Annotated in this window: 14 protein-coding genes; 3 read left to right on the plus strand and 11 right to left on the minus strand. The window is 77.2% G+C overall.

The annotated features are described in order from the left end of the window. Positions 1–32 precede the first annotated feature (32 nt). A complete protein-coding gene (locus tag ACFYUY_RS07410) occupies positions 33–743 on the minus strand; it encodes an SDR family NAD(P)-dependent oxidoreductase (RefSeq protein WP_387898849.1) in 711 nt (236 codons plus the stop codon). A 108-nt stretch (positions 744–851) separates the two neighbouring features. Between ACFYUY_RS07410 and ACFYUY_RS07415 the strand changes: the two genes are divergently transcribed. Together ACFYUY_RS07415 and ACFYUY_RS07420 are read left to right on the plus strand one after the other, a co-directional pair. Beyond that, entirely contained in the window at positions 852–1,481 is a 630-nt protein-coding gene (locus tag ACFYUY_RS07415; RefSeq protein ID WP_387898852.1) for a TetR/AcrR family transcriptional regulator, read from the plus strand. A gap of 146 nt (positions 1,482–1,627) precedes the next feature. Further along, positions 1,628–2,590 (plus strand): quinone oxidoreductase family protein, encoded by a 963-nt coding sequence (locus ACFYUY_RS07420; protein ID WP_387898855.1) that lies wholly within the window; start codon positions 1,628–1,630, stop codon positions 2,588–2,590. 6 nt (positions 2,591–2,596) lie between these two features. On the opposite strand, the gene ACFYUY_RS07425 is transcribed toward ACFYUY_RS07420, so the two are convergent. Further along, positions 2,597–3,220, minus strand: a complete 624-nt coding sequence (locus ACFYUY_RS07425; protein ID WP_360216089.1) for a TetR/AcrR family transcriptional regulator — start codon at positions 3,218–3,220, stop codon at positions 2,597–2,599. A 251-nt stretch (positions 3,221–3,471) separates the two neighbouring features. Here ACFYUY_RS07425 and ACFYUY_RS07430 point away from each other — a divergent pair, with 251 nt between their 5' ends. Then, positions 3,472–4,512, plus strand: coding sequence for an alpha/beta fold hydrolase (locus ACFYUY_RS07430; RefSeq protein WP_387898858.1), 1,041 nt, complete (start codon positions 3,472–3,474; stop codon positions 4,510–4,512). A gap of 53 nt (positions 4,513–4,565) precedes the next feature. On the opposite strand, the gene ACFYUY_RS07435 is transcribed toward ACFYUY_RS07430, so the two are convergent. From ACFYUY_RS07435 to ACFYUY_RS07475, 9 genes are all read right to left on the minus strand, one after another. Then, the gene (locus ACFYUY_RS07435) at positions 4,566–5,363 is read right to left on the minus strand and encodes a BTAD domain-containing putative transcriptional regulator (protein ID WP_387898860.1); all 798 of its coding nucleotides are present in this window, start codon (positions 5,361–5,363) and stop codon (positions 4,566–4,568) included. 326 nt (positions 5,364–5,689) lie between these two features. Beyond that, positions 5,690–7,243: a hypothetical protein gene (locus ACFYUY_RS07440; protein WP_387898862.1), complete on the minus strand. Its 1,554-nt coding sequence runs from the start codon at positions 7,241–7,243 to the stop codon at positions 5,690–5,692. After that, positions 7,240–8,577: a hypothetical protein gene (locus tag ACFYUY_RS07445; RefSeq protein WP_387898864.1), complete on the minus strand. Its 1,338-nt coding sequence runs from the start codon at positions 8,575–8,577 to the stop codon at positions 7,240–7,242. The genes ACFYUY_RS07440 and ACFYUY_RS07445 overlap by 4 nt, the downstream gene beginning before the upstream one ends. Before the next feature lie 176 nt (positions 8,578–8,753). After that, positions 8,754–10,895 (minus strand): ATP-binding protein, encoded by a 2,142-nt coding sequence (locus tag ACFYUY_RS07450; RefSeq protein WP_387898867.1) that lies wholly within the window; start codon positions 10,893–10,895, stop codon positions 8,754–8,756. After that, positions 10,888–12,585: a hypothetical protein gene (locus ACFYUY_RS07455; RefSeq protein ID WP_387898869.1), complete on the minus strand. Its 1,698-nt coding sequence runs from the start codon at positions 12,583–12,585 to the stop codon at positions 10,888–10,890. The genes ACFYUY_RS07450 and ACFYUY_RS07455 overlap by 8 nt, the downstream gene beginning before the upstream one ends. After that, positions 12,582–14,732: a phage tail protein gene (locus tag ACFYUY_RS07460; RefSeq protein ID WP_387898872.1), complete on the minus strand. Its 2,151-nt coding sequence runs from the start codon at positions 14,730–14,732 to the stop codon at positions 12,582–12,584. The genes ACFYUY_RS07455 and ACFYUY_RS07460 overlap by 4 nt, the downstream gene beginning before the upstream one ends. Next, positions 14,732–16,924, minus strand: coding sequence for a putative baseplate assembly protein (locus tag ACFYUY_RS07465; RefSeq protein ID WP_387898875.1), 2,193 nt, complete (start codon positions 16,922–16,924; stop codon positions 14,732–14,734). The genes ACFYUY_RS07460 and ACFYUY_RS07465 overlap by 1 nt, the downstream gene beginning before the upstream one ends. Positions 16,925–16,945: 21 nt before the next feature. After that, a complete protein-coding gene (locus tag ACFYUY_RS07470; protein WP_387898878.1) occupies positions 16,946–17,374 on the minus strand; it encodes a GPW/gp25 family protein in 429 nt (142 codons plus the stop codon). A 122-nt stretch (positions 17,375–17,496) separates the two neighbouring features. Beyond that, the gene (locus ACFYUY_RS07475) at positions 17,497–20,292 is read right to left on the minus strand and encodes a hypothetical protein (RefSeq protein WP_387898881.1); all 2,796 of its coding nucleotides are present in this window, start codon (positions 20,290–20,292) and stop codon (positions 17,497–17,499) included. Positions 20,293–20,304: the final 12 nt, after the last annotated feature.

Here is a 20,304-nt window from a genome sequence, read left to right on the forward strand (position 1 = left end):
CCCGGCCCCCACGGCTACCAGGACCCCCACGGCTACCAGGGGACGGTCTCCCCGTGGAGGTCGAGGAACTGCAGGCCCGGCGCGCCCGCTTGGGCCTCCAGCACGTCGACCACGGCCGGGATGCTCTCCTCGGGGGCGAGCAGCGCGTCAGGCCCGCCGAGTTCGGTCCGGTTGTGGCCCGGGTCGATGAGCAGCTTGGTCCGTCCGTCGTCGGCGCAGCGGGTGGCGTGGCTGCGCATCAGCTGGTTGAGCGCGGCCTTGCTGGCCTTGTAGAGCTCGTAGCCCTCCTCGGTGTTGCGCGAGACGCTGCCCTGGTCGGAGGACATCACGGCGACCGTCCCGCCGGGCGGGACGAGGTCGCGCAGGGCCTCCACGGCGCGCAGCGGGCTCAGTGCGTTGGTGATCATCACCTCGGTGAACATCTCGGTGCCGACCTCGGTGATCGGCAGGTCGCCGCGGTCGATCGCGGCGTTGACGAAGAGCAGGTCGAGTGCGCGGCCGCCCAGCCGCTCGCGCAGGGCGGCCAGCTCCTCCGGGCTGGTCATCTCCAGCGACTCGACCGTCAGCCGCCCGTCAGAGGCCTCGGCCAGAGCGAGGAGCGCGTCCGCGTTCCGGCGCGCCGTGGCGACCACCTCCCAGCCGCGGCGGGCGAGCTCCTCCGCCAGGACGAGCCCCAGGCCGCGCGAGGCACCGATGACCAGGGCCCGCCGGCGGGGGGTGGGTGACGAGGTGGTGAGTGACACGTCTTCTCCTTCAGTGCAAGGGACTTCGGATTTGTCGCAACGCCACGTCCAGACGAGACGTCGCGTCCACACTAGGTCATGATTCCCGAAGCCGGTACCGTGTTCCGCATGCCCGCCACCCCCTCCCGGCCCCCGGGGCCGCGCAGCTCCCAGCCCCCGGCCCCCCGGGCGCACTCCGGCAGCCGCCGCGACGAGGCCGCCCGCCTCGCCGTCCTGCACGCCGCCGACGACCTGCTCGTCGAGCACGGCTTCGGCGCCCTCACCGTCGAGGCGATCGCCCGGCGCGCCGGCGTCTCCAAGCAGACGATCTACCGCTGGTGGCCGTCCAAGGTCGAGATCCTGCTCGACACCCTCGTCGAGGACATCGGGAAGCAGCTGCCCGTCCCGGCCGGCAAGCCCACCGCGGAGGCCGTCCGGCGCTACCTGCGCGGCTACGCGCGGTTCCTCACCCGCGACCCGGCCGGGAAGGTCCTGCTCGCACTCCTCGCCGAGGCACAGCACGACCCGGCCACCGCCGCACTCCTGCACGAGCGCCACCTCGGCCCGCGCCGCCGTCAGGAGCGCGAGCTGCTCACCCGCGCCGTCGAGGCCGGCGAGATCACCCCCGCCCTGGCCCCCGACGCGATCCTCGACGCCCTGCTCGGCCCGGTCACCTACCGCGCCCTCACCGGCGCGTCCATCCCCCGCGGCCTGGTGGACGTCCTCGTCGACGGCCTGCTCAGACCGCGGTCCGGCTGAGTGCTCACGCTGCCGCACCCCTGACGGAGCGCAGGTCCGAGCGCAGGGCCCGGATTCTGGACTTGAGGGTCCATTTTTCGGCTCCTACCTTCTCCGTCGAGGCCCGGTGCGGACCGGGCGACCGATGACGAGAGAGCAGGCTCCCCATGCACGCGGTACTGATCACCACCCACGGCGGCCCCGAGGTCATGCGGTGGACCGAGCTGCCCGACCCCGTCCCGGGCCCGGGCGAGGTCCTGGTCCGGCTGACGGCGGCCGGGGTGAACTTCATGGACGTCGGCGTCCGGACCACGCCCCTGTCGAGCTGGCCGCTGCCCACCGCGCTGGGCGCGGAGGGAGCCGGCCGGGTCGCCGCGCTCGGCGAAGGCGTGCACGGTCTGGCGGTCGGCGACCGGGTCGCCTGGCCCTACCACCGGGGCAGCTACGCCGAACTGCTCGCCGTGCCCGCCGAGTCGCTGGTCCGGATCCCGGACGGGATCGCCGACGAGACGGCGGCAGCCGTACTGCTGCAGGGCCTGACGGCCAACCACTTCACCACCGAGTCCCACCCGGTCGCGCCGGGCGACGTCGCCGTCGTCCACGCGGCGGCCGGCGGCGTCGGCCAGCTGCTCACCCAGATGATCAAGGCGCGAGGGGGCTCGGTGATCGGGCTGGTCTCGCGGGAGGAGAAGGCCGCCGCCGCACGGGAGGCCGGCGCGGACCACGTGCTGGTCTCCAGCGGCGGGGGCTTCGAGGCGGCGGTGCGCGAACTCACCGGCGGCACGGGCGCCGACGTGGTCTACGACGGCGGCGGCGCCCCGACCTTCCGGTCCTCCCAGCTGTCGTTGCGCCCGCACGGGGTGCACGCCTACTACGGGCCCTTCATGGGCATCCCGTCGCTCACCCCGATGGACCTCCCGAACAGCATCCTGCTGACGTACCCGAACGTCCTCGACCACATCCCCGACCGCCAGGCCCTGCTCCGCCGCACCGACGAGGTGTTCCGCCTGGTGGCCGACGGGCTGCTCACCCCGCGCATCGGCGGCCGCTACCCGCTGGCCGACGCGGCCCGGGCGCACGCCGACCTGGAGTCGCGCCGCACGACGGGCAAGCTGCTCCTCCTGCCGTGACGGGGCTTACGCCACAGCGGCCCCGCCCGCGGCGCGCAGCTGCAGGATCCCCCAGTCCAGCGCCGCCCGGAGGTGCAGGGAGCTGCCGGTCGACAGCATGATCGACACCCCGCCCTGGACGGCGGCGAGCATCGCGGCGGCCGCCTGGTCGACGTCCAGGGAGGGCGGCAGCAGCCCGTTCGCCTGCAGCGCCCTGATGCCGGCGCCCAGGTCCTCCTGCCACCGCCTCAGCAGCTCGACGACGACGGCCCGGGTGCCCGGGTGCTGACGGCCGATGTGCAGGAACAGGGCGCTCATCGGGCAGTGGTCGCCCTGCGCCTCGTAGCGTTCCACCACGGCGTCCCGCCACCGGTGCCAGGCCTCCCAGGAGTCCAGGCGGGCCAGGTGGGGCATCTGGTCGTCGATCACCCGGTCCGCCTCGTAGCGGGCGACGGCGAGCAGCAGCGCCTCCTTGCCGTCGGGGAAGTAGTGGAAGAGCTGGCTCTTGCTCGTCCCGGTCCGGCTCCGGACGTCGTCCAGGGTGGTGACGGCCACCCCCTGCTCGCGCAGGACCTCGGCGGCGCCCTCGACGATGCGACGGCGGGTGGCCTCCCCCTTGGCGGTCAGTCTGGCGGTCTGCGGACCCGGCATCGTTGCACTCCCCCGGAGGACTGGACTGGCCGGTCCATTCTAACCGGGGCGCCGGGTTGAACTGGTTCGCGGCCCCAGCGCGCGGCGCGGCGGCGGGAATTGGGTCATCGGACAGCGTCAACTGACGGATGCGGCCGCCCGGCGCCGTGGTCGACAGTCGGTGGTGCCGACGCCGTCGCCCCGGCAGGCCGCGGCGAACCCAGCTCGGCGCCGCGCACCGGGCGGCCCGACCGTACGACGGAGGAACAGAGATGATCGACAGGCGCACCTTCAACCGGGCCGTCGGACTGGGGGCGGGCGCCACCGCCCTGTCGCTGGCCGGCCGACCGGCCGCCGCGGACACCCGCGCGGCCGCTGACGCCCGAGGCGGCCCAGCCGGTGGCACCACGTCCTTCGCCGCCCTGCGGCAGGTCCGCGCCGGGGTGCTGGACGTCGGCTACGCCGAGGACGGGCCGGCCGACGGACCGGTGGTCCTCCTCCTGCACGGCTGGCCGTACGACATCCACAGCTACGTCGACGTCGCGCCGCAGCTCGCCGCGCGCGGCTACCGGGTCATCGTCCCGTACCTGCGCGGGCACGGGAGCACCCGGTTCCTCTCCGACCGGACGCCGCGCAACGGCCAGCAGGCGGCGATCGCGGTCGACGTCCTCGCCCTGATGGACGCCCTGGGCATCGAACGGGCCGTCCTGGCCGGGTTCGACTGGGGCTCGCGCACCGCCGCCATCATCGCGGCGCTGTGGCCCGAGCGGGTCAAGGCGCTGGTCGCGGTCAGCGGGTACATCATCACCGACCGCGCGATGCAGCAGGAGCCGCTGACGGCCGCCGCCGAGCACACCTGGTGGTACCAGTTCTACTTCGCCACCGAGCGCGGCCGCCGCGCCATGGTGGACCGCACCAAGCGGCACGAGCTGTGCCGCTTCGTCTGGGACACCGTCTCCCCGACCTGGCAGTTCGACGACGCCGTCTTCGAGCGCACCGCCGCCGCCTTCGACAACCCGGACTACCCGGCGATCGTCGTCCACAACTACCGCTGGCGGCTGAGCCTCGCCGAGGGCGAGCGCCGCTACGACCGCCTGGAGGAGCGACTCGCCGCGCGGCCCCGGATCGGTGTGCCGACCGTCACCCTCGACCCCGGGCGCGACCCGTTCACCGCGCCCGGCGACGGCTCCTCCTACCGCCAGTTCTTCACCGGCCCCTACCTCCACCGCACGCTCCCCGACGTCGGCCACAACCTGCCGCAGGAGGCACCGGCCGACTTCGTGCGGGCCGTCGTGGACGCCGACCGCCTCTGAGGCCGCCCGATCCGCCCGGGCCGTCCCGGCCGGTGGCGGCGGGCCGGGCCCGCTCAGCCGCCGGCCGGGAGCCGGTCGGGCGTGCGCGGGGCCGGGCGGCGGCCCGGGTCGCCGTGCGCGTGCAGCAGCCGGGCGAGCTCCCGGCCGGGCTCCACGCCGAGCTCCCGGCTGGTCAGCCCGCGGTAGGCGTCGTAGCTGCGCAGCGCCTCGACGAGGTTCCCCTCCGCCAGGTGGGCCTCGATCAGGACCCGTTGGGCGCTCTCCCGCAGCGGTTCGACGCCGACCGCGACCATCGCCGACTCGACCGCCTCGGCGCAGCGGCCCGCCCGCACCAGGTGGCGGCTGAGCGCCTCCAGTCCGTGCAGCAGCCGCTGCCTGATCCGCTCGCGCTCGATCAGCACCCAGTCGTCGTACCAGCCGGGCAGCAGGTCCAGCGCGTCGGCGCGCCACCGGAAGGTGCACAGGTCGGCGGTGGTCGCGGTGCCGGCGATCAGACGCCCGGCCCAGTCGCACAGGACGTACAGGTCGACGACGGTGTGCTCGCGCACCGAGAGCGAGCACTTGTCGGAGTCGAGCACGTCGATGCCGGCCGCCTTGAGCCGCCACAGCGCCGAGCGCAGGTTGCCGGCCGCGCGCAGGTCGCCGCCCTCCGGCCAGAGGGTGCCCGCGGCGTGGCGGCGCTCCACCCACCCGCCGTTGAGCGCGACGAAGGCCAGCAGCCGTTTGCTGCCCTCCGGCACCTCCAGCCGGCGGCCCGCGTGCACCACCCGCGGATGGCCGAACAGGTGCAGCGTCGGCGCGCTCCCCTGCGCAGGGATCAGGATCGGCGATTCCAGAAACGGCGCGTGCATGGCGGTCCTCCCCGTGAAAGCCCGGCCAAGAGGCTATGCGCACCTCGTCACTGGACCGTCACGGTGCGCAACCAGATCGTGCCTACCCGTCCTTTCTCTCCGTACACCTGGTCAGCTCTGTCCCCTTCCGACGCGACAGCCCCGCAGGAAGGCCGCCACCAGGGCCAGAACCGTTTCCGCATCCGTCGTCCGGCAGCGGGACTCGGCCGAGGAGGAGCGGAGGTCGGTACTCGCCGTGACGGTGATCAGCAGCCGGCCCGGCGCCTGCGGCTCCACCCGCAGCACGCACACGGCGGCGGACGGGAGCTCCGCCTCGTCCACCGGTCTCACCGGTCGTCGCCCGGCCCGGCGGGCGGCGGGCCGTCCGGAGCCGGTCCGGTCTCCTCGTCCCTCCCGGCGGGCGGCGGGCCGTCCGGGGCGGCGACCGGCTCCCCGTGCTGCCCGGCTGCGGTCGGCCCCGGACCCTCCCGGTCCGACCCCTGCGACGGGCAGTAGCGCCGGCGGCTGCGCACGAACGCCACCCACCCTCCCGTCCAGGCACCGTCCTGCACCGCGCCGCCCACCGGGACCAGCACGTCCACCTCCGCCCCGGAGTCGAGCGGGATCCGGTCGCGGTGCTGCGCCTGCTGCACGGCCTCGGCGATGTCGGCCCGGGTGGCGTAGCAGAAGGACAGGCCCAGCCGGTCGCCGAGCAGCCGTCGCACCTCGCGCTGCAGCAGGTCCGGGTCGCTACGGACGGCCAGGTAGCCGGCCGGCGGCAGCTCGCCGAAGCCGCGTTCGGTGAGCGGGGGCAGCGGCAGCCCCACGGCGGCCCGGTCGTCCGCCAGCTGGTCGCGGATGCGTGACCTGGCCCGCTCCAGGGACCGGCGCATCTCCAGGGCGATCCCCGACCGGGCGCGCCCGGCCCGGTCGACGAGCTGGCCGATCTCGGCCTCCACCTCCTTGAGCATCTGGTCGGTCGCGCGTTCGGCCGCCGCGTCCGTGCGGGTGTCGCGCCACTGCGCCGACTGCGCCTGGAACTGGAGGATCTGCGCCGCGTACGCGTTCCACGGCCGCATGCCCAGCCGGCCCTGCCACCAGCGCTCCGGCGGTGGCGCGCCCACCTCGCGGCGGGCCGCCCAGACGTCCACCACCCACTGCGCGGTGTCCGGGCCGACCGGGATCACCAGCGCGACCCGGACGGGCGGGCGCGAGTAGTCGGCCGGCGGCTCCCAGGCGGTCGGCAGGACGGCCGGGTCCGACGTCCAGGGCGAGTCGTCCCGCTGCTCCGCCTCGAACAGCCGGGAGGCCAGCCAGTTGCGGCGGTTCGGGCTCAACTGCTCCTCCAGCCCGGTCATCCGGGCCGCCGTCAGGCCGATCCGCACCCCCTCGGCGGTGTACTGCCGGTTGGTGGTGGGGCCCGCGCACGGGTCCTCGCAGAGCAACCCCTGGACGGCCGTCTCGCCGTAGTCCCAGTCGGCGCGCGTCACCTCCACCCACCAGAAGGCGTCGTTGCCGGGCCGCAGGTCCTTCAGCGGCAGCGACACCTCGTGCCGGGAGCGCAGCGGGCGCCCGGCCGCGTCGATCGCCAGTCCCCCGCCGACCTTCAACTCGCCCTGGGCGACGGCCACCTGGAAGCCCTCGACCACCCCGGGGCCGCCCGAGCGGCCGACCGCGGAGCCGAACTCCCGGGCGTAGTCCTGGATCCGGTTCAGGTGCTCGGCCCGCAGGAACAGCCCGTCGAAGGCGCGCAGCCGGTCGATGTCGCCGCCCGCGGTGTCCGGGGTGCCGGCGGAGCGCTCGTCGGGCGTGCCGGCCGGTGCGGTGGGGGTCGCGGTTGCAGCCCCGGGCCCGTCGGTGCCGCCCGGCCCCGCGGCCGCGCCGCTCTCGGCGATGGTCATGACTCGGACCTCCCGGCGTCGGCGGTGTGGTTCTGCAGGTACCCGGTGACCACGGCGTCGCGGCCGTCGTGCCGCCCCGCCGCCGGCCCGTCCCGCAGGCCGGCGAACGGCACCCACGGGTCCGTCCCGTAGCACGGCTCCGGTCCGGTGCCCCGGATCAGCACCCGCGCCAGCCGGTGCGCCGGCGGGTGTTCGAGGTCGAGGACGGCCCGGGTGCCGCCGTCGGTCAGCCGCACCCCCGCCACCGGGCTGCGCGCCCAGCCCGCGCCGTGCTCGGAGAGCGAGGTGATCGTGACGGCCTGCTCCAGCGAGCGGCGGTCCACCGGCCGGTCGAAGCAGAGGCTGAGGCAGGTGTTGCCGCGGGACCACCGCAGCGAGCCCGGATCCAGCCGGGGCCCGTCGGCGTCCTCGGGCACGGCCTCCCCGAGCAGTCCGGGGGCCAGGCCGCAGAGCAGGTCCTGGATCGCGCCGGTGGGCAGCAGCACGGACCGGACCAGCTGGTCCACCACCACGTCCGCGACCCGGACGCCGCCGGGGCCGGTCAGCACGTCGAAGTCCAGCTTCGCCAGGACGACCGGCGCGTGGTCCTCCGTCACCGGGAAGAGCTGCGGGCAGGCGTCGCCCTCCTCGCGCCCGGGCGCCTCCTGGCCCGCGTCGCAGGCGGCCAGCCGCCGGAACTCCGCCAGCAGCCGTTCGGCCCGCTGCGCGGGCGGGGCGGCCCGCACCCGGTCGGCGGCCTCGGCCGCCTGCCGGCCGGCCGTGTCCTCCGGGCCGGCCACCTCGTCCAGGCCGAGCAGCACCCGCAGCCGGTGGTACGGGCGGGGGCGGGGCGGTTCGTCGCCGCGGACCACCACCCGGACGGTCTCGGTGATCCGGGAGTAGTCGTCGTGCCGGCGGGTGATGTCGCACGGGTCGGCCAGGGCCGGTACGGGGCGGCCGGCGCAGCTCCCGAACTCGGCCACCAGCCAGGCCGTGACCGGCCGGCCCTCGCCGGGGCAGGGCGGCTGCGCCGCGTCCGCCGGGCCCGGGCCCGGGGCAGCACCGGGGGCCGGGTGGTCCTCGGCCCAGCGGGCGGCCCAGGCGGTCAGCGACGCGCAGGCCTCGGCCTCCAGGGCGAGTTCGCGGCCCCAGCCGTCCACGGCGAGGCCGGGAGCGGTGCGCAGCCGGTCGCCGTCGGCGTCGAGGCGCACGCCGTACCCCCAGACGACGCCCGGCCCGTGCAGCCAGGCCGAGTGCAGCATCTGCTTGCCGCGCGGATTGCCCATCAGCACCCGGAAGTCGTCCTCGCCGAGCAGCATGCCGAAGGCCACCCGCAGGGCGCTGAACGGCGTCACCGGCAGCTCGTCCGCCCGGCCCGGGCCGTCGGGCGGCCCCGCCGCCGAACCGCCCGTCGAGCCGCCCGAGCCGCACGGGCCGCAGGGCCCCGGGGGCCCGGCACCGCCCGGCTGGCCCGGGCCGCCACCGGCCGTACCACCGCAACCGCAGGGTGCGCCGCCGCTGCCGAACGCCGTCATGTCCTCTCCTCCCTGGTGGGCCGGACGGCGGCCGCGCCGAGCGCGCGCAGCGCCCGCTCGTCCGCGGCCCCGCCGGATGGGGCGGCCGGATCCGCCGGGAACGGCCGGTTCGCCTTGGCGTACTCCCGCCGCATCGCGTCGACCAGGTGGCCCCGGCCGACCCTGCCCCCGGCCTCGGCCGCCCGGAAGGCCGCGGCGATCGCGGCGTTGCGGATCCAGCCGCCGGGGACGGGGTAGCGGTGCGCGAGCGCGGCCAGGTCGATGCCGTCCTCCCGCACCGGGGCCGGCAGGTGCAGCCGCCAGAGCCGGTGCCGCTCCGCCTCCCCCGGGAGGTCGAAGGCGACGACGAAGTCCATCCGGCGGATGAACGCGGCGTCGATGTTCTGCCGCAGGTTGGTGGCCAGCACGGCCAGGCCGTCGAAGCGGTCCAGCCGCTGGAGCAGGTAGGCCGTCTCCAGGTTGGCGAAGCGGTCGTTGGCGCCGGAGATCTCGGTCCGCGCCCCGAACAGGGCGTCCGCCTCGTCGAGGAGGAGCACCGCCTGCAGCCGTTCCGCGGCGTCGAACGCGGCGGCCAGGTTCTTCTCCGTCTCCCCGATCCACTTGGAGACCACCTGCGAGACGTCCACCACCAGCAGGTCCGTCCCGGCGGCGGTGGCCAGCACCTCGGCCGCCAGCGACTTGCCGGTGCCGGGCGCCCCGGTGAAGAGCAGCCGCACGCCGCGGTCCGCGCGGGCCGCCTCGCGCAGCCCCCAGTCGTCCAGCACCACCGACTGGTGCGCCAACCGGGAGACGGCGTCCCGCAGTTGACGGTCCGACTCGGCCGCCACGACCAGCCGGCCCCAGGACGCCCGGGGGCTGAGCAGCTCCACTCCGGGCGGGAGGGCGGCGCCCGCCCTGGCCCGGACCGCGGCCGAGACGTCCGGCGCGGCGCCGCCCGGCGCGAGCTCCGCCCAGCTCCGCACGTCCAGGGCCACCTGGGCGGTCAGCGCCGGGTCCAGCGGGTGACGGGCCGCCAGCTGCGGGGCCCGCCCGGCCTCGCCGGGCAGCGCCGCCCGCCAGGCCGCCCGGCGGTCCTCGGTGCCGATCGGCCCGACCGGCACGGTGAGCACCGGCCGTTCCGGGCCCGGCCGCACCGCGCCGGGCCCGGCGCAGACCAGGACCGGGCCGACCACCCGGCGCAGGTCCAGCCGGGCCGGACCGGCTCCCTCCTCCGGCCGCGCCACCACCAGGACGGGCACCCCGCCGCGGGCGGCCGCGTGCAGGCCGAGCAGGCCCGGCCCCACCGGGTCCTCGGGGCGCACCCGCCCGGCCACCGGTCGCAGCCCGGCGGCGCGGGCCAGGGCGGCGCAGCGGCTCAGCGCGATCGTCTCGTCGGGCGCGGTGACGACGACGGTCCGCGGGGCCGTGGCGCGCAGTGCGGCGACCGCCCGCTCGGCCTCCGGTCGCGCCAGCCAGCCGTCGAGTCCGGCGACGGGCGGGCCGACCTCGACCTCGGCCAGCTCCCCCGGCAGGGCGGCGCAGCCGTGCAGGGCCGCCCAGAGCCCGTCGGCCAGCCGCAGGCTGCGGTCGTGGAAGGTGCCCTCGCCGTGGACCACGAGGGCGCCGGTGCGGACGGCCGCGCCCTCGTGGAGGAGGCGGCGCAGCGCGGCGCGGTCGACGGCGGGGGCGCGGTCGGGGTCGTGGTCGACGGCGGGGGCGCGGCCCGGATCGTCGTCCCGCGCGTGGTCGTCGTCGTGGGCGCGGTCGAGCAGCAGGGCGGCGAGGCCGACGCTCGGGTGGGAGTCGCCGCGCGGGTGCATCGCCCGGAAGGTCCTGGCCAGGCCCTCGTGCTCCTCCGGGAGCCCGGCGAGCAGCAGCAGATCGAGCTCCGCCGCGGTGAGGCCCAGCCGTTCCACGAGACGGCGGACCGGCGACGGGCCGGTGTGCTCCGCCGGGCCGCCCGCTGCGGCGGCGTCCGCCCACTCCCGCAGGAAGCGGGCGGAGGAGTCGCCGGAGTCCGTGCCACAGGTGTCGTCGAGCAGCCCGGCGAGCCGCCGGGCCGGGCCGGCCGCCCGGGCGGTGAGTTCGCGGCTGACCGCCTCGGGCGCCGGATGGGCGTCCGCGGGCGTGCCGAGCGGTGCTCCGGACGGCTCAGGCATAGACGTACCTCACCACCGCGCCGAGCCAGGGCACCCACCCCGGATCCAGGTCCAGCCCGGCCCGGCGGACCGTCAGGTCGATGTCGGCCGCGGCGAGCCGGACCTCGATCCAGCCGGGTTCGGCCGCCACCTCGCCGCCGCGGCGGGCGATCGCGCGGACGGCGGCGCGGCCGTCCGCCGGGGCGGCGTCATGAGCGGTGGACGGATCGGCGGACGGACGAGCCGGCGGACCGGCGGACGGACCGGCCGGTGCATCGGCGGACGGACCGGCCGCCGGATCGAGGCGGGCGGCGGTGGCCGCGGCCCACCCGGTGGCAAGGGTCCGCAGGCGGGCCCGTTCGGCCGGCGTGGGCGGCGGGGCGGCGAGCAGGGCCGCGGCCCGCGCGGGGCCGAGGCCGGCCAGGGCGAGCAGGGCCGGGTCGGCCGGGTCCGCCTCGGGCAGCAGGTCGGACCCGAGGCGGTGCAGGATCCAGCGCAGCGGCCGGGCGGTCAGCGCGCCGTCGTCCAGGGCCCGTTGCGGGAGCCCGGCGTCGGCGGCACTCGCGAGCAGGAAGAGCAGCCCGGCCCAGGCGGTGGGTGCGCCACTGCCGCGGTCCGGGGCCGGCCCGCCGTCTCCGGGTGCCCCGGCCGGGGCGGCCGCCGGAGCGGGCGGTGCCGCGGCCGGGGCCGGCGAGTGGTCCGGCCGGGCCACGGTGGCCCTGGTGGTGGAGGGCGACGGCCCGACACCTTTCGCGGGATCCGTGTCCGGGGGTGGGACGGGGGTGGCCGCCGGCCCGTGCGAGGAGGGCGCGGCCGGCCCGAGCAGCGTCCGCAGCTCCGCCGCCAGCGTGTGCGGCAGCCCGGGGTGCGGGCGGCGGTGCAGCGAGCCGGGGTCGGCCTCGGCGGCCACCAGCACGGCCCAGGCGGCCAGCGTCGCCGGTCCGGGCCGCAGCCGGGCCGACCGGGCGAGGGCGGCCAGCGCCGAGCCGGCCAGCAGGGTGCGGGCGAGGTCGCGGGCCGGTGCGGTCGGCGGGGTGCCGGCGCCCGCGTCGCTTCCGGTGCCGTCACCGGACGGTCCGTCGGCGGGGGCGCACCAGGACGCCACCGCCGCCAGCCCGGCCACGGCCTGCCAGCCCGGCGCGCCGAGGAGCCGGTCCAGGGCCGGCAGCCCGCAGGCTCCGGCCGCGCGGAGCAGCGCGGCCGCCGCGTGCCGCGGGGCGCGGCCGAGCGCCGCCAGCACGGCGGCGAGGGGCTCGGCGGTGGGCGCCGGGTCGGTGGGCCGTACGGCGCCCGCCTGCCGCCAGGCCCAGAGCCGCTCCGTCCGGCCGGCGGCCACCCCGGCCAGCAGGTCGGCGAGCAGCTCGACGTCGTCCCGGTAGTGGACGACCTCGCCGCGGCCCTCGCGGACCGTCCGTTCGATCGCGGCGGCCAGTGCCGTGGACCAGTCCTGCCCGGCGGCCGGCCCGGGCCGGCCGAGGTCGAGCGGGACGGTCAGCCGCAGCCGCCGCACGCACCAGTGGCCCGGCGGCAGCCGCACCCCCGTCAGGGCGCGTTCGAGGCCACCGTCGAGGACGCACCGCAGTGGCTCCCGCAGCCCGTCGGCCGTGGACCCGCCGGCCGTGGCGCCGGGGTGCGGGCCGCCGTCGGGCCGGGGCGCCGTGTCGTGCAGCGTCGCGGAGAACCGTCCGATCACCACCGTCGGAGCGCTCATCCCACCCTCACCGCCCCCACCGACGCCGACTCGCCGACCCGCGCGGCCGCCGAGGGGACGCCGACCACGCCGTCCTCGCCGATCCGGACCCGGCCGACCACGGCCGGACCCCAGGCCGCGCCGGGGCCCACCACCGAGGTGAGGTCGAGGTAGAGGCCGCGGCCGACCCGCATGCCGGTGCCGAGCGGGCAGATCTCCGCCAGGGTGTGGGCGGGCTTGTGCGCCTCGACGATGCCGCGGACGACGTCGAGCGGCTCGCCCTGCAGGGGCGCGGCGATCAGGACGGTGAACCGGTGGGCCGTCGCCGTGTAGCCGTCCTCACCGGGCCGGAGGCCGCCGACGGCGAACCGGCCGAGGGTGGCCGTGGCGGTGGCCCCGCCGACCGCGGGAGCCGGGGGCCCGCCCGGCCCGCTGCCGAGGACGGCGCCGCCGAGGCCGCGCATCCGCCAGTTCTCGACGACGGCGACCGGCACGGACAGGTAGAGCCGCAGGATCCGCTCCAGGCAGGTCAGGGTGCCGCGGATCCGGAACAGCTCGTGGGCCTGGGCGACGAGGGCGCGCCGGGCGGCGACCGGCCAGCGCCGGTCGAGGGCGAGCCCGAGCAGGCCGGCCAGCCAGCCGAGGGCCTCCTGCGGGGTGGCGGTCGGGTCGAGCAGGACGGTCCGCAGCGCCGCCCGCCCGTCCAGCTCGTGCAGCAGCCCCTCGGCGGGGGCGAGGTAGCGGTGCAGGAAGTCGGCGTCGGCCTCGTCCCGGCTGAAGGAGCGGGGCAGCTGGGCCAGCAGCCGGTGGCCGGGGCGTTCCACCCGCAGCGAGCGGATCCGCGGGGTGAGCCGGGCCGTCCCGCTGAGGTCGAGCACGACCCAGAGGTAGCGGCCGGGCGGTGCGTCGACCGGTGCCTCGTAGGTCTCGAACGCGTCGTCGGGGGCGATCTGCGCCCACGGCCACTCCCGGCCGGTGGGGCGCCGGAACAGGCCGCCGAGGCGGTCGAGCCGGTCCAGCCGGAGCTGCGAGGGCAGCGGCGGGGTGAGCTCACCGTGGCGCACCGCGCGCCGCCCCTGCACGGGCGGCGTCCAGGGCAGCGGGTCGGGGACGGTGTCCTCGTCACTGCTGAGGAAGCCCACCCGGACGTCGGTGCCCGCCGGGATGCAGGCGTCGAGGAAGATCCGGCCCCAGCGGGTGCGGTGGGCGCCGGCGTCCAGCCGGTAGCTGACGACCCGCCCGGCCGGGGTGTGGCGCGCCGCCGGACCGGCCGTCCGGGCGAGGCCCCGGTCGGAGGTGTAGGCCGTCCGCCCGTCGGGGGTGGTCTCGACGGCGCCGCCGTCGTAGCCGGGGGCCCGGACGGGCTCGACCTCCGTCCAGCCGTCGCCGTCCGGCCGGTAGCGGCGGAACGGCTCGCCGGGGTGCCCGGCGACGGTGAGCAGGCCGTCGGCGGACAGGGCGAGGTCGCTCGCCGGGCCGACCTCGAGCCGGTGGCCGCCGTCGGGGCGGGCGACCACGGCCCGGCCGCCGTGCGGCGCCGTCCAGAGCAGGTACAGCCGGTCGGCCAGGGCGGCGACCCGGGTGGGGCGCAGGCCCGCGGCGAGCAGCGGTCCGCCGAGCGCCGGGCCCCGTCCGGGGCCGCGCCGCCCGCGCAGCAGCACCAGGCCGGGCGGGTCGGCCAGCAGGACGACGGCGCCGTCGCGGTACGCGGCCGCGTCCAGAGGCCGGCGGGCGCGGTGGGCGGCGGTGCGCACGGGCACCCGGCGCAGCAGCCGTTCGGCCCAGAGGTCGACGACGTGCACGGCGGCGCCGCAGGACTCGGCGATGTAGAGGCGCTGCGCGCCGTCGACGGCGAGGCCGCGGGGGCTGCGCAGGCCACCGGGGTGGTGGTCGGCGGGGGCGGTGGGCACCTTCGGGTCGAGGACGTCGACCCGCCCGAGCGCGGGGTACGAGCGATAGGCGCGCCCCCAGCGGTCGAAGGCCAGCCCGGCCGCGGTGTCTCCCCCCGGCGAGGCGTCCGGCGACGGATCCTGTGACGGCCCCGGCCCGGGGTCCGCGGTCCAGGCGAGGCTCACCCCGCCCCCGTCGGTCAGCGCCGTGCCGTCGTGGGCGCAGCGGGCCCACTGGTCGGGGTCGGTGAGGATGGTGACCGACCGGTCGCCGTCCATCAGCACACCTCCGGGGGCAGCGGGACGAGGACCGGGTCGCCGCCGGGCTGCGGGGTGGTCCCGTAGCCGGTGCCGGGCGGCAATGGCGGTCCGGTGACGACGGTGATCCCGACCAGCCGGGGCACCTGCCAGGCCTTGAGCGGGACGAGCGGGGCGGCCGTCCAGGGCGCGGCCGGGCCGGGGCGGGTGGCCAGCCCGAGTTCGCCGTCGAGGTACTCGACGCCGTCCACCTGCACGGCCACGGCCTCCAGTTCGGCGCGCCGGACGGCCCGGCCGAGCGGCCACCCGGTGCCGTCCGGCCCGTACGGGGGCACCGGCGCCAGGTACTGGCGGAGGATCAGCTCGACCCAGCGGCGGACGGCGTCCACCTGGTAGCCGTCCCGGACGTGGGCGCCGACCGAGACGGCGACGTCCAGGTACGTCGGCGGGACGACGTAGAGCTCGGTGGTCAGCAGCCGGCGCGGGTCGAGGTGGGCGGCGACCCGGCGCAGCAGCGCGAGGTCGGGCAGCGGCGCGCCCGGGTCGCGCAGGTCCTCGGTGGGGAACACCACGACGCTGACCACCCCGGCGGCGGTGCGGCTCAGGGTGTCGGGGTGGAACAGCGGCAGCGTCTCGGCCCGCCGCACGCCGGGGACTTCGAGCGCCAGGGCGCGGAAGTCGTCGGCGGTGACGGCCCGGTCGCGCCGGTGGAGCTCGGCGGGGAGGGCGTCCAGGGCGTCGGCGAGCGAGGCCTGGTCGGCGCCGCCGGCGGCGGGCAGCACGTTCCTGACCTTCACCCCGGCGACGCCGCTGAGGCTGCCGATCGCCCCGGCCGGGACGTTGCCGGCCGCGCCGCCGCCGTAGCGGTAGGAGAGCGCCCTGATCCGCTCGCCGATCTGCGGCACCCGGCTGCGGGTGCCGAACCGGACGAGGCCGGCGGCCGGGTCGAGGGTGTAGTGCCGGTCGAGCGGGCCGCTGTCGGCGAAGGTCTCGACCTCCGTCCAGGGCTGCCAGCCGTCCGGCTCCTCGACCTCCAGCCGGACGGTGCCGCCGATGACGGGACGGTTGGTCAGCCGGTACGCCTGGTCGGCGTCGGCGGTGCCGGTGCCCACCAGTTCCGGGGCGGCCGTGCGGGCCTGGACGACGCCGACGGCGTTGGCACCGACCCAGCGGATCCGGTGGATGGCGTCGTTCTCGGTCGCGGGGCGGCGGACCCGAAGCCAGCCGATGACGCGGGCGGCGGCCTTCTCGTCGTCCAGCGGGGGCGGGCTGTGCAGGTCGCCGGTGGTGGTGGGCGCCTTGGCGTGGGTGGGGAAGGCGTCGGGCAGCTGCAGGGTGACGACCCCGGTGGCGGTGAGGCCCCGGGTGGTGTCGGCGAGGACGGCGAGGCCGGTGAAGGCCGTCGCGGCGTTTCCGGCCCGGTCGGGCCCGTTCCACAGCTCCCAGAGGAAGGCGGGCGGGTCGGTGGTGAGGTCGGCGGCGCGCAGCCGGGAGCGGTCGGGGTCGCGCGACTCGAGGTCGAAGGGCCTGGGGAGTTCGCCGTCCTGGACGACGCCGAGGAAGACGGCGCGGTTGCGCAGGCGGGCCGGGTCGGTGGCGGGTTTGCCGAGCAGCGCGATCCACAGGCACCCGTCGAGGGTGCCGGAGACGTCGAGGGGCGGCTGGTCGGCGGCCAGCGGGTCGGCGGGGACGGCGGTGGTGACGTAGAAGCCGGGTGCGGTGCCGGCCTCGACGAGGCTGCGCGGGCCGGCCGGGAGGGCGGCGACGGCGTCCTCCCGGCGGCGGGCCTCGGCGCTGTCGGCCTCGGCGTGCGGGGCGGCGGTCTTGCCGACGGCGAGGGTCTCCAGCGGCCAGGCGACCACCTCGCCCTCGGTCTCGAACGGCACCGCCCCGGCGCGGGCCTCCGTCCCGCGCAGGACCTGGACGCCCTCGGGCCGCTCGGTGTCCAGCACCAGGAGGGCGTGGGCGAGCGCGGCGGGCCGCGGGCGGACGCCGAGCAGCCGCAGGAAGGCGGCCTTGGTCGTGTCGGGGATCTGGTTGAAGCGGAAGAGCAGGGACTCGCCGAGGTAGGCGAACAGTTCCAGCAGTGCCACGCCGGGGTCGGTGGCGTTGTGGTCGGTCCACTCGGGGTTGTAGACCGGGATGCGTCTGATCAGCTCGTCGCGGAGCTGGGCGAAGGTGCGGTCGTCGAGGATCGGACCGATCAGGGCCACGGCCGGCTCACCCCCTGTTCGTCATCGCAGGTAGAACGGGTACACGAGGTTGTCGGGCCGCAGGTCCGGGAGGCGGGCGTAGCCGATGTCGATCCAGACCATGGTCGGCTCCTCCCCCGGGGTGACGGACACCCCGGTCACCCGGATCCGCGGCTCCCAGCGGGTCAGCGCCCGCTCGATCTCCTCCCGGAGCGCGGCCCGGGTGGCGGCGGTGTTCGGCGCCATCAGGTACCGGCGCAGTCCGCAGCCGAAGTCGGGCCGCATGACGCGCTCGCCGGGCTCGGTGTCCAGGATCGTCTCGATCGACTGCCGGACCAGCTCGGCCCCGCTCACCCTCGCCAGCCCCCCGCCCGGCCCGCCGGCACCCGCCTGCGGTCGGAAGGGCAGCCGGATCCCGGTGCCGAGCCACTCCTCGGCGGGTGCTCCTGCCGGAGCGTCAGCTGCTGCCATGCCGTCGATGATGCTCGGCGGGGCGTCACCGGCGCGTTATGGCCGGGGCGGCGGGAGGCCCCCGGCGGCGGGGCGGCCCGGACGGCGCGGCAGCCCGGACGGCCCGGGCTGCGGGGCGGCGGTCACCAGCCCGGCGGGAGGGTGGCGCGCATCTCCTTGATGGCGTCGTCGTACTTGTCCTTCCGGCCGGCGGGCAGGAAGCCGCGGATGTCGTTCACGTCCTTGGTGACGGCCTGGCGGAACTTCCCGGCGAGGAGCAGGTCGGTCTGCTGCTTGCGCCAGTCGGCGGCGTCGGCGCCCGAGCCCCAGCTCCTGGTCCTGCGGTGGTCGGCGGTGTCCATCTCGATGGCGGGGGCCGTGTACCGGGTGATGCCGTTCAGCTTGTTCCTGGCCGCGGTGGCCTTGCCGCCGGAGGACTGCGCGTCCTTGACGGCCTTCCAGGCGGGCATGTGGTTGCGTTCGGTGCCCTTGACGGCGCGCCGCCGCCCGCCCTTCTTGGCCGGTGCCTTGCCCAACTCGTTGTAGGGGCCGCCCCGGTAGACGTGGTTGGTGGCCCTGAGCCGGGGTTTCCGCTTGGTCTCGGGGCTCATCCGGGCGTCGATCAGCCACTCGCCGCCCTCGCGCTCGGCGGCCAGCCGGGTGAAGCCGTGGGTCTTCCTGATCCCGGCCAGCGCCTCCTGGAGTTCCTCCTCCTCGAAGGGGTCGGCGAGCGACTCCTGGGCCAGGGCGCCGATCGCCTGCAGGCCGCCCTGCCACCGCTTCTCCTTGGCCTGGTCGGGGACTTCGCCGGCGTCCGCGCCCCGGCCCCCGGCCCGCCCGGGCTTCGCGGCCGCCGGTGCGGCCCGGCCCGGCCCGGGCTTCCCGGCCCCTGCCCTCCCTGGTCCGGGCTTTCCGGCTCCCGTCTTCCCCGCTGCGGGCTTCCCGGCGGCGGCCGGGGCCCGGGCCGGGGCACTCCCGGCGGCCGGCGCCGAGCGCGGGCCCTCGCCCCAGGACCCGGCCTTCCGCTCCTCCCGGCCGGTCTTCTTCGGGACCTGGTCGTTCAGCAGGTCGGTCATGAACTTGTCGGCGCTGAAGGAGACTTCGCCGAAGGTGACCTCAGGCACCCGGCCGGAGCCGAGGACGTGCTCGACGTCGGCGCCGATCCCGAACTCGCCGGGGAGCGGGTACTCCAGGTGGAACAGCGGCCAGGTCCAGCGGTGGCTCGGTGCCGGGGACCACCAGGGGCTGACCAGGGCGACGAAGAGGTCGCCACCGAGGCCGAGGAAGGGCTGGGCGGCCACCTCCAGGTGGCCGCCGATGAAGAACTCGCCCTGCTTGCCCGCCTTCGGGTCGGCGACCTCGCGATAGCCGATCCGCGGGGTCGCCTCCACGTAGCCGCGGATCCCGGCGAGCGCGTTCAGCGCGACCCCGGCCTTGATGTCGTGGCCGACGAGTTCGAGGCCCGCGCCGCCCTCGGCGACGAGCCGGACGCCGGCGAACGCGGAGACGGTGAGGGTGCCGGTGACGCCGAAGTCCCGCAGCACCTCGGGCTTGGTCGACCAGGTGCCGGTGAGCTCCATCCGGTCCAGGGTGGCCGGGCCCAGCTTGGCGAGCAGCTCCAGGCCGATGTCGGCGAACACGAAGACGTTGCCGACCAACGGGATGCCGTAGAGGGCGCGGACCTCCAGCTTGGGCAGCGCCTTGACGTAGTCCTTCTGCTCGAACAGCGGCCTGGTCATCCGGGGCGTGATCCTGCCGACCAGGGTGACGTCCCCGTGGTGGTCGACCACCACCAGCGCCTCACCGCTCAACCACTCGGCGAGTCGCACCCGGACGGTGCCCCAGCCGGCGACCACCCGCGGACCGGGTTGCGGTCCGGCCGGGGCCGGGGCACCGCCGTCGGCCTCGACCGGTGCGGCGGCGGCCACGGGCGGCGCGGCCGCCTTCGCACCCGCCGCGGTGACCTGTTCGCCCGTCAGCCGGTCGGCGGTCCGCTCGTCGGTGGCGACCAGGGTCACCTCCCCGTCGAACTTGTCGTTGGTGTAGTGGACGGTGCCGCGGACGTCGACGGCGCCGCCGGCGAAGGCCGCCGTCACCGTGCCCTGGAAGCCCCGCAGGGCCACCTCGACCCTGGCCTCGCCGGAGAGCCGGCCGTCCGGCTCCCGTTTGACCGGCAGCACGATCGCGCCGAGGCCGGGCACCGTCCCGGTGGCGGTCGCGTCGAAGGCGACCAGCTCGTCGGCGAGGCCGATCGAGCCGGTGGCGTCGAGGAAGCCGCCGAGCCGGAAGTGCAGCCCGTTCGCCCGGACCAGCAGCCGGGGCCCGTCCAACCGGTTCTCCACCGCCGGCAGGGTCAGCCCGCCCACCCCGGCGAGGCCCAGCTGCTCGGCGTGCGCGACGACCTGACCGAGGAGGTCGGCCGGGCCGGTGAGCAGTCTGCCCTTCACCAGCGCGGAGGCGTGGCCCTCCAGCACGCCGCCCTGGACGCGGACGGCGAGCACCGGCTCGATGCCGTACCGGGTGAGCGGCAGCAGGAAGGGGTGGGCGAGCGGCAGGGTCCGGTGGTCCCGGCCGGGGCCGGTGGTGAGGCCCTCGTCGGTCCTGCGCAGGTGCAGGGTCCCGGCGGCGAGGGTGCCCAGCCGGGCCCGTACGGGGCCGCCCTCGGCGCCCTTCCGGTCCAGGTACTCGGTCACCGCGGGGGTGGGCGCCAGGGCTCCGCCCTGGAGTTCCAGCACGTCCTCGGGCACCTCGGCGGCGATCGCGGAGGCTGCGGTGGGCGGGGCGGGCGCGGTGGCCGGGCTCCGCGGGACGACGCCGGAGAGCCGGTCGGCCAGGCCGCTGGCCGCCGGAGCCGCCGGGGCCGCGGCGGGTGCGGGCGGCGCCGCCCTGGGCACGGGTGCGGGCGCCCTGACGTCGCGGGCCCCGGTCGCGGCCGCCATCAGCAGGCTGCC

The sequence above is a fragment of the Kitasatospora sp. NPDC004745 genome (assembly GCF_042873275.1).
In the GTDB taxonomy this organism is placed as follows: domain Bacteria; phylum Actinomycetota; class Actinomycetes; order Streptomycetales; family Streptomycetaceae; genus Kitasatospora.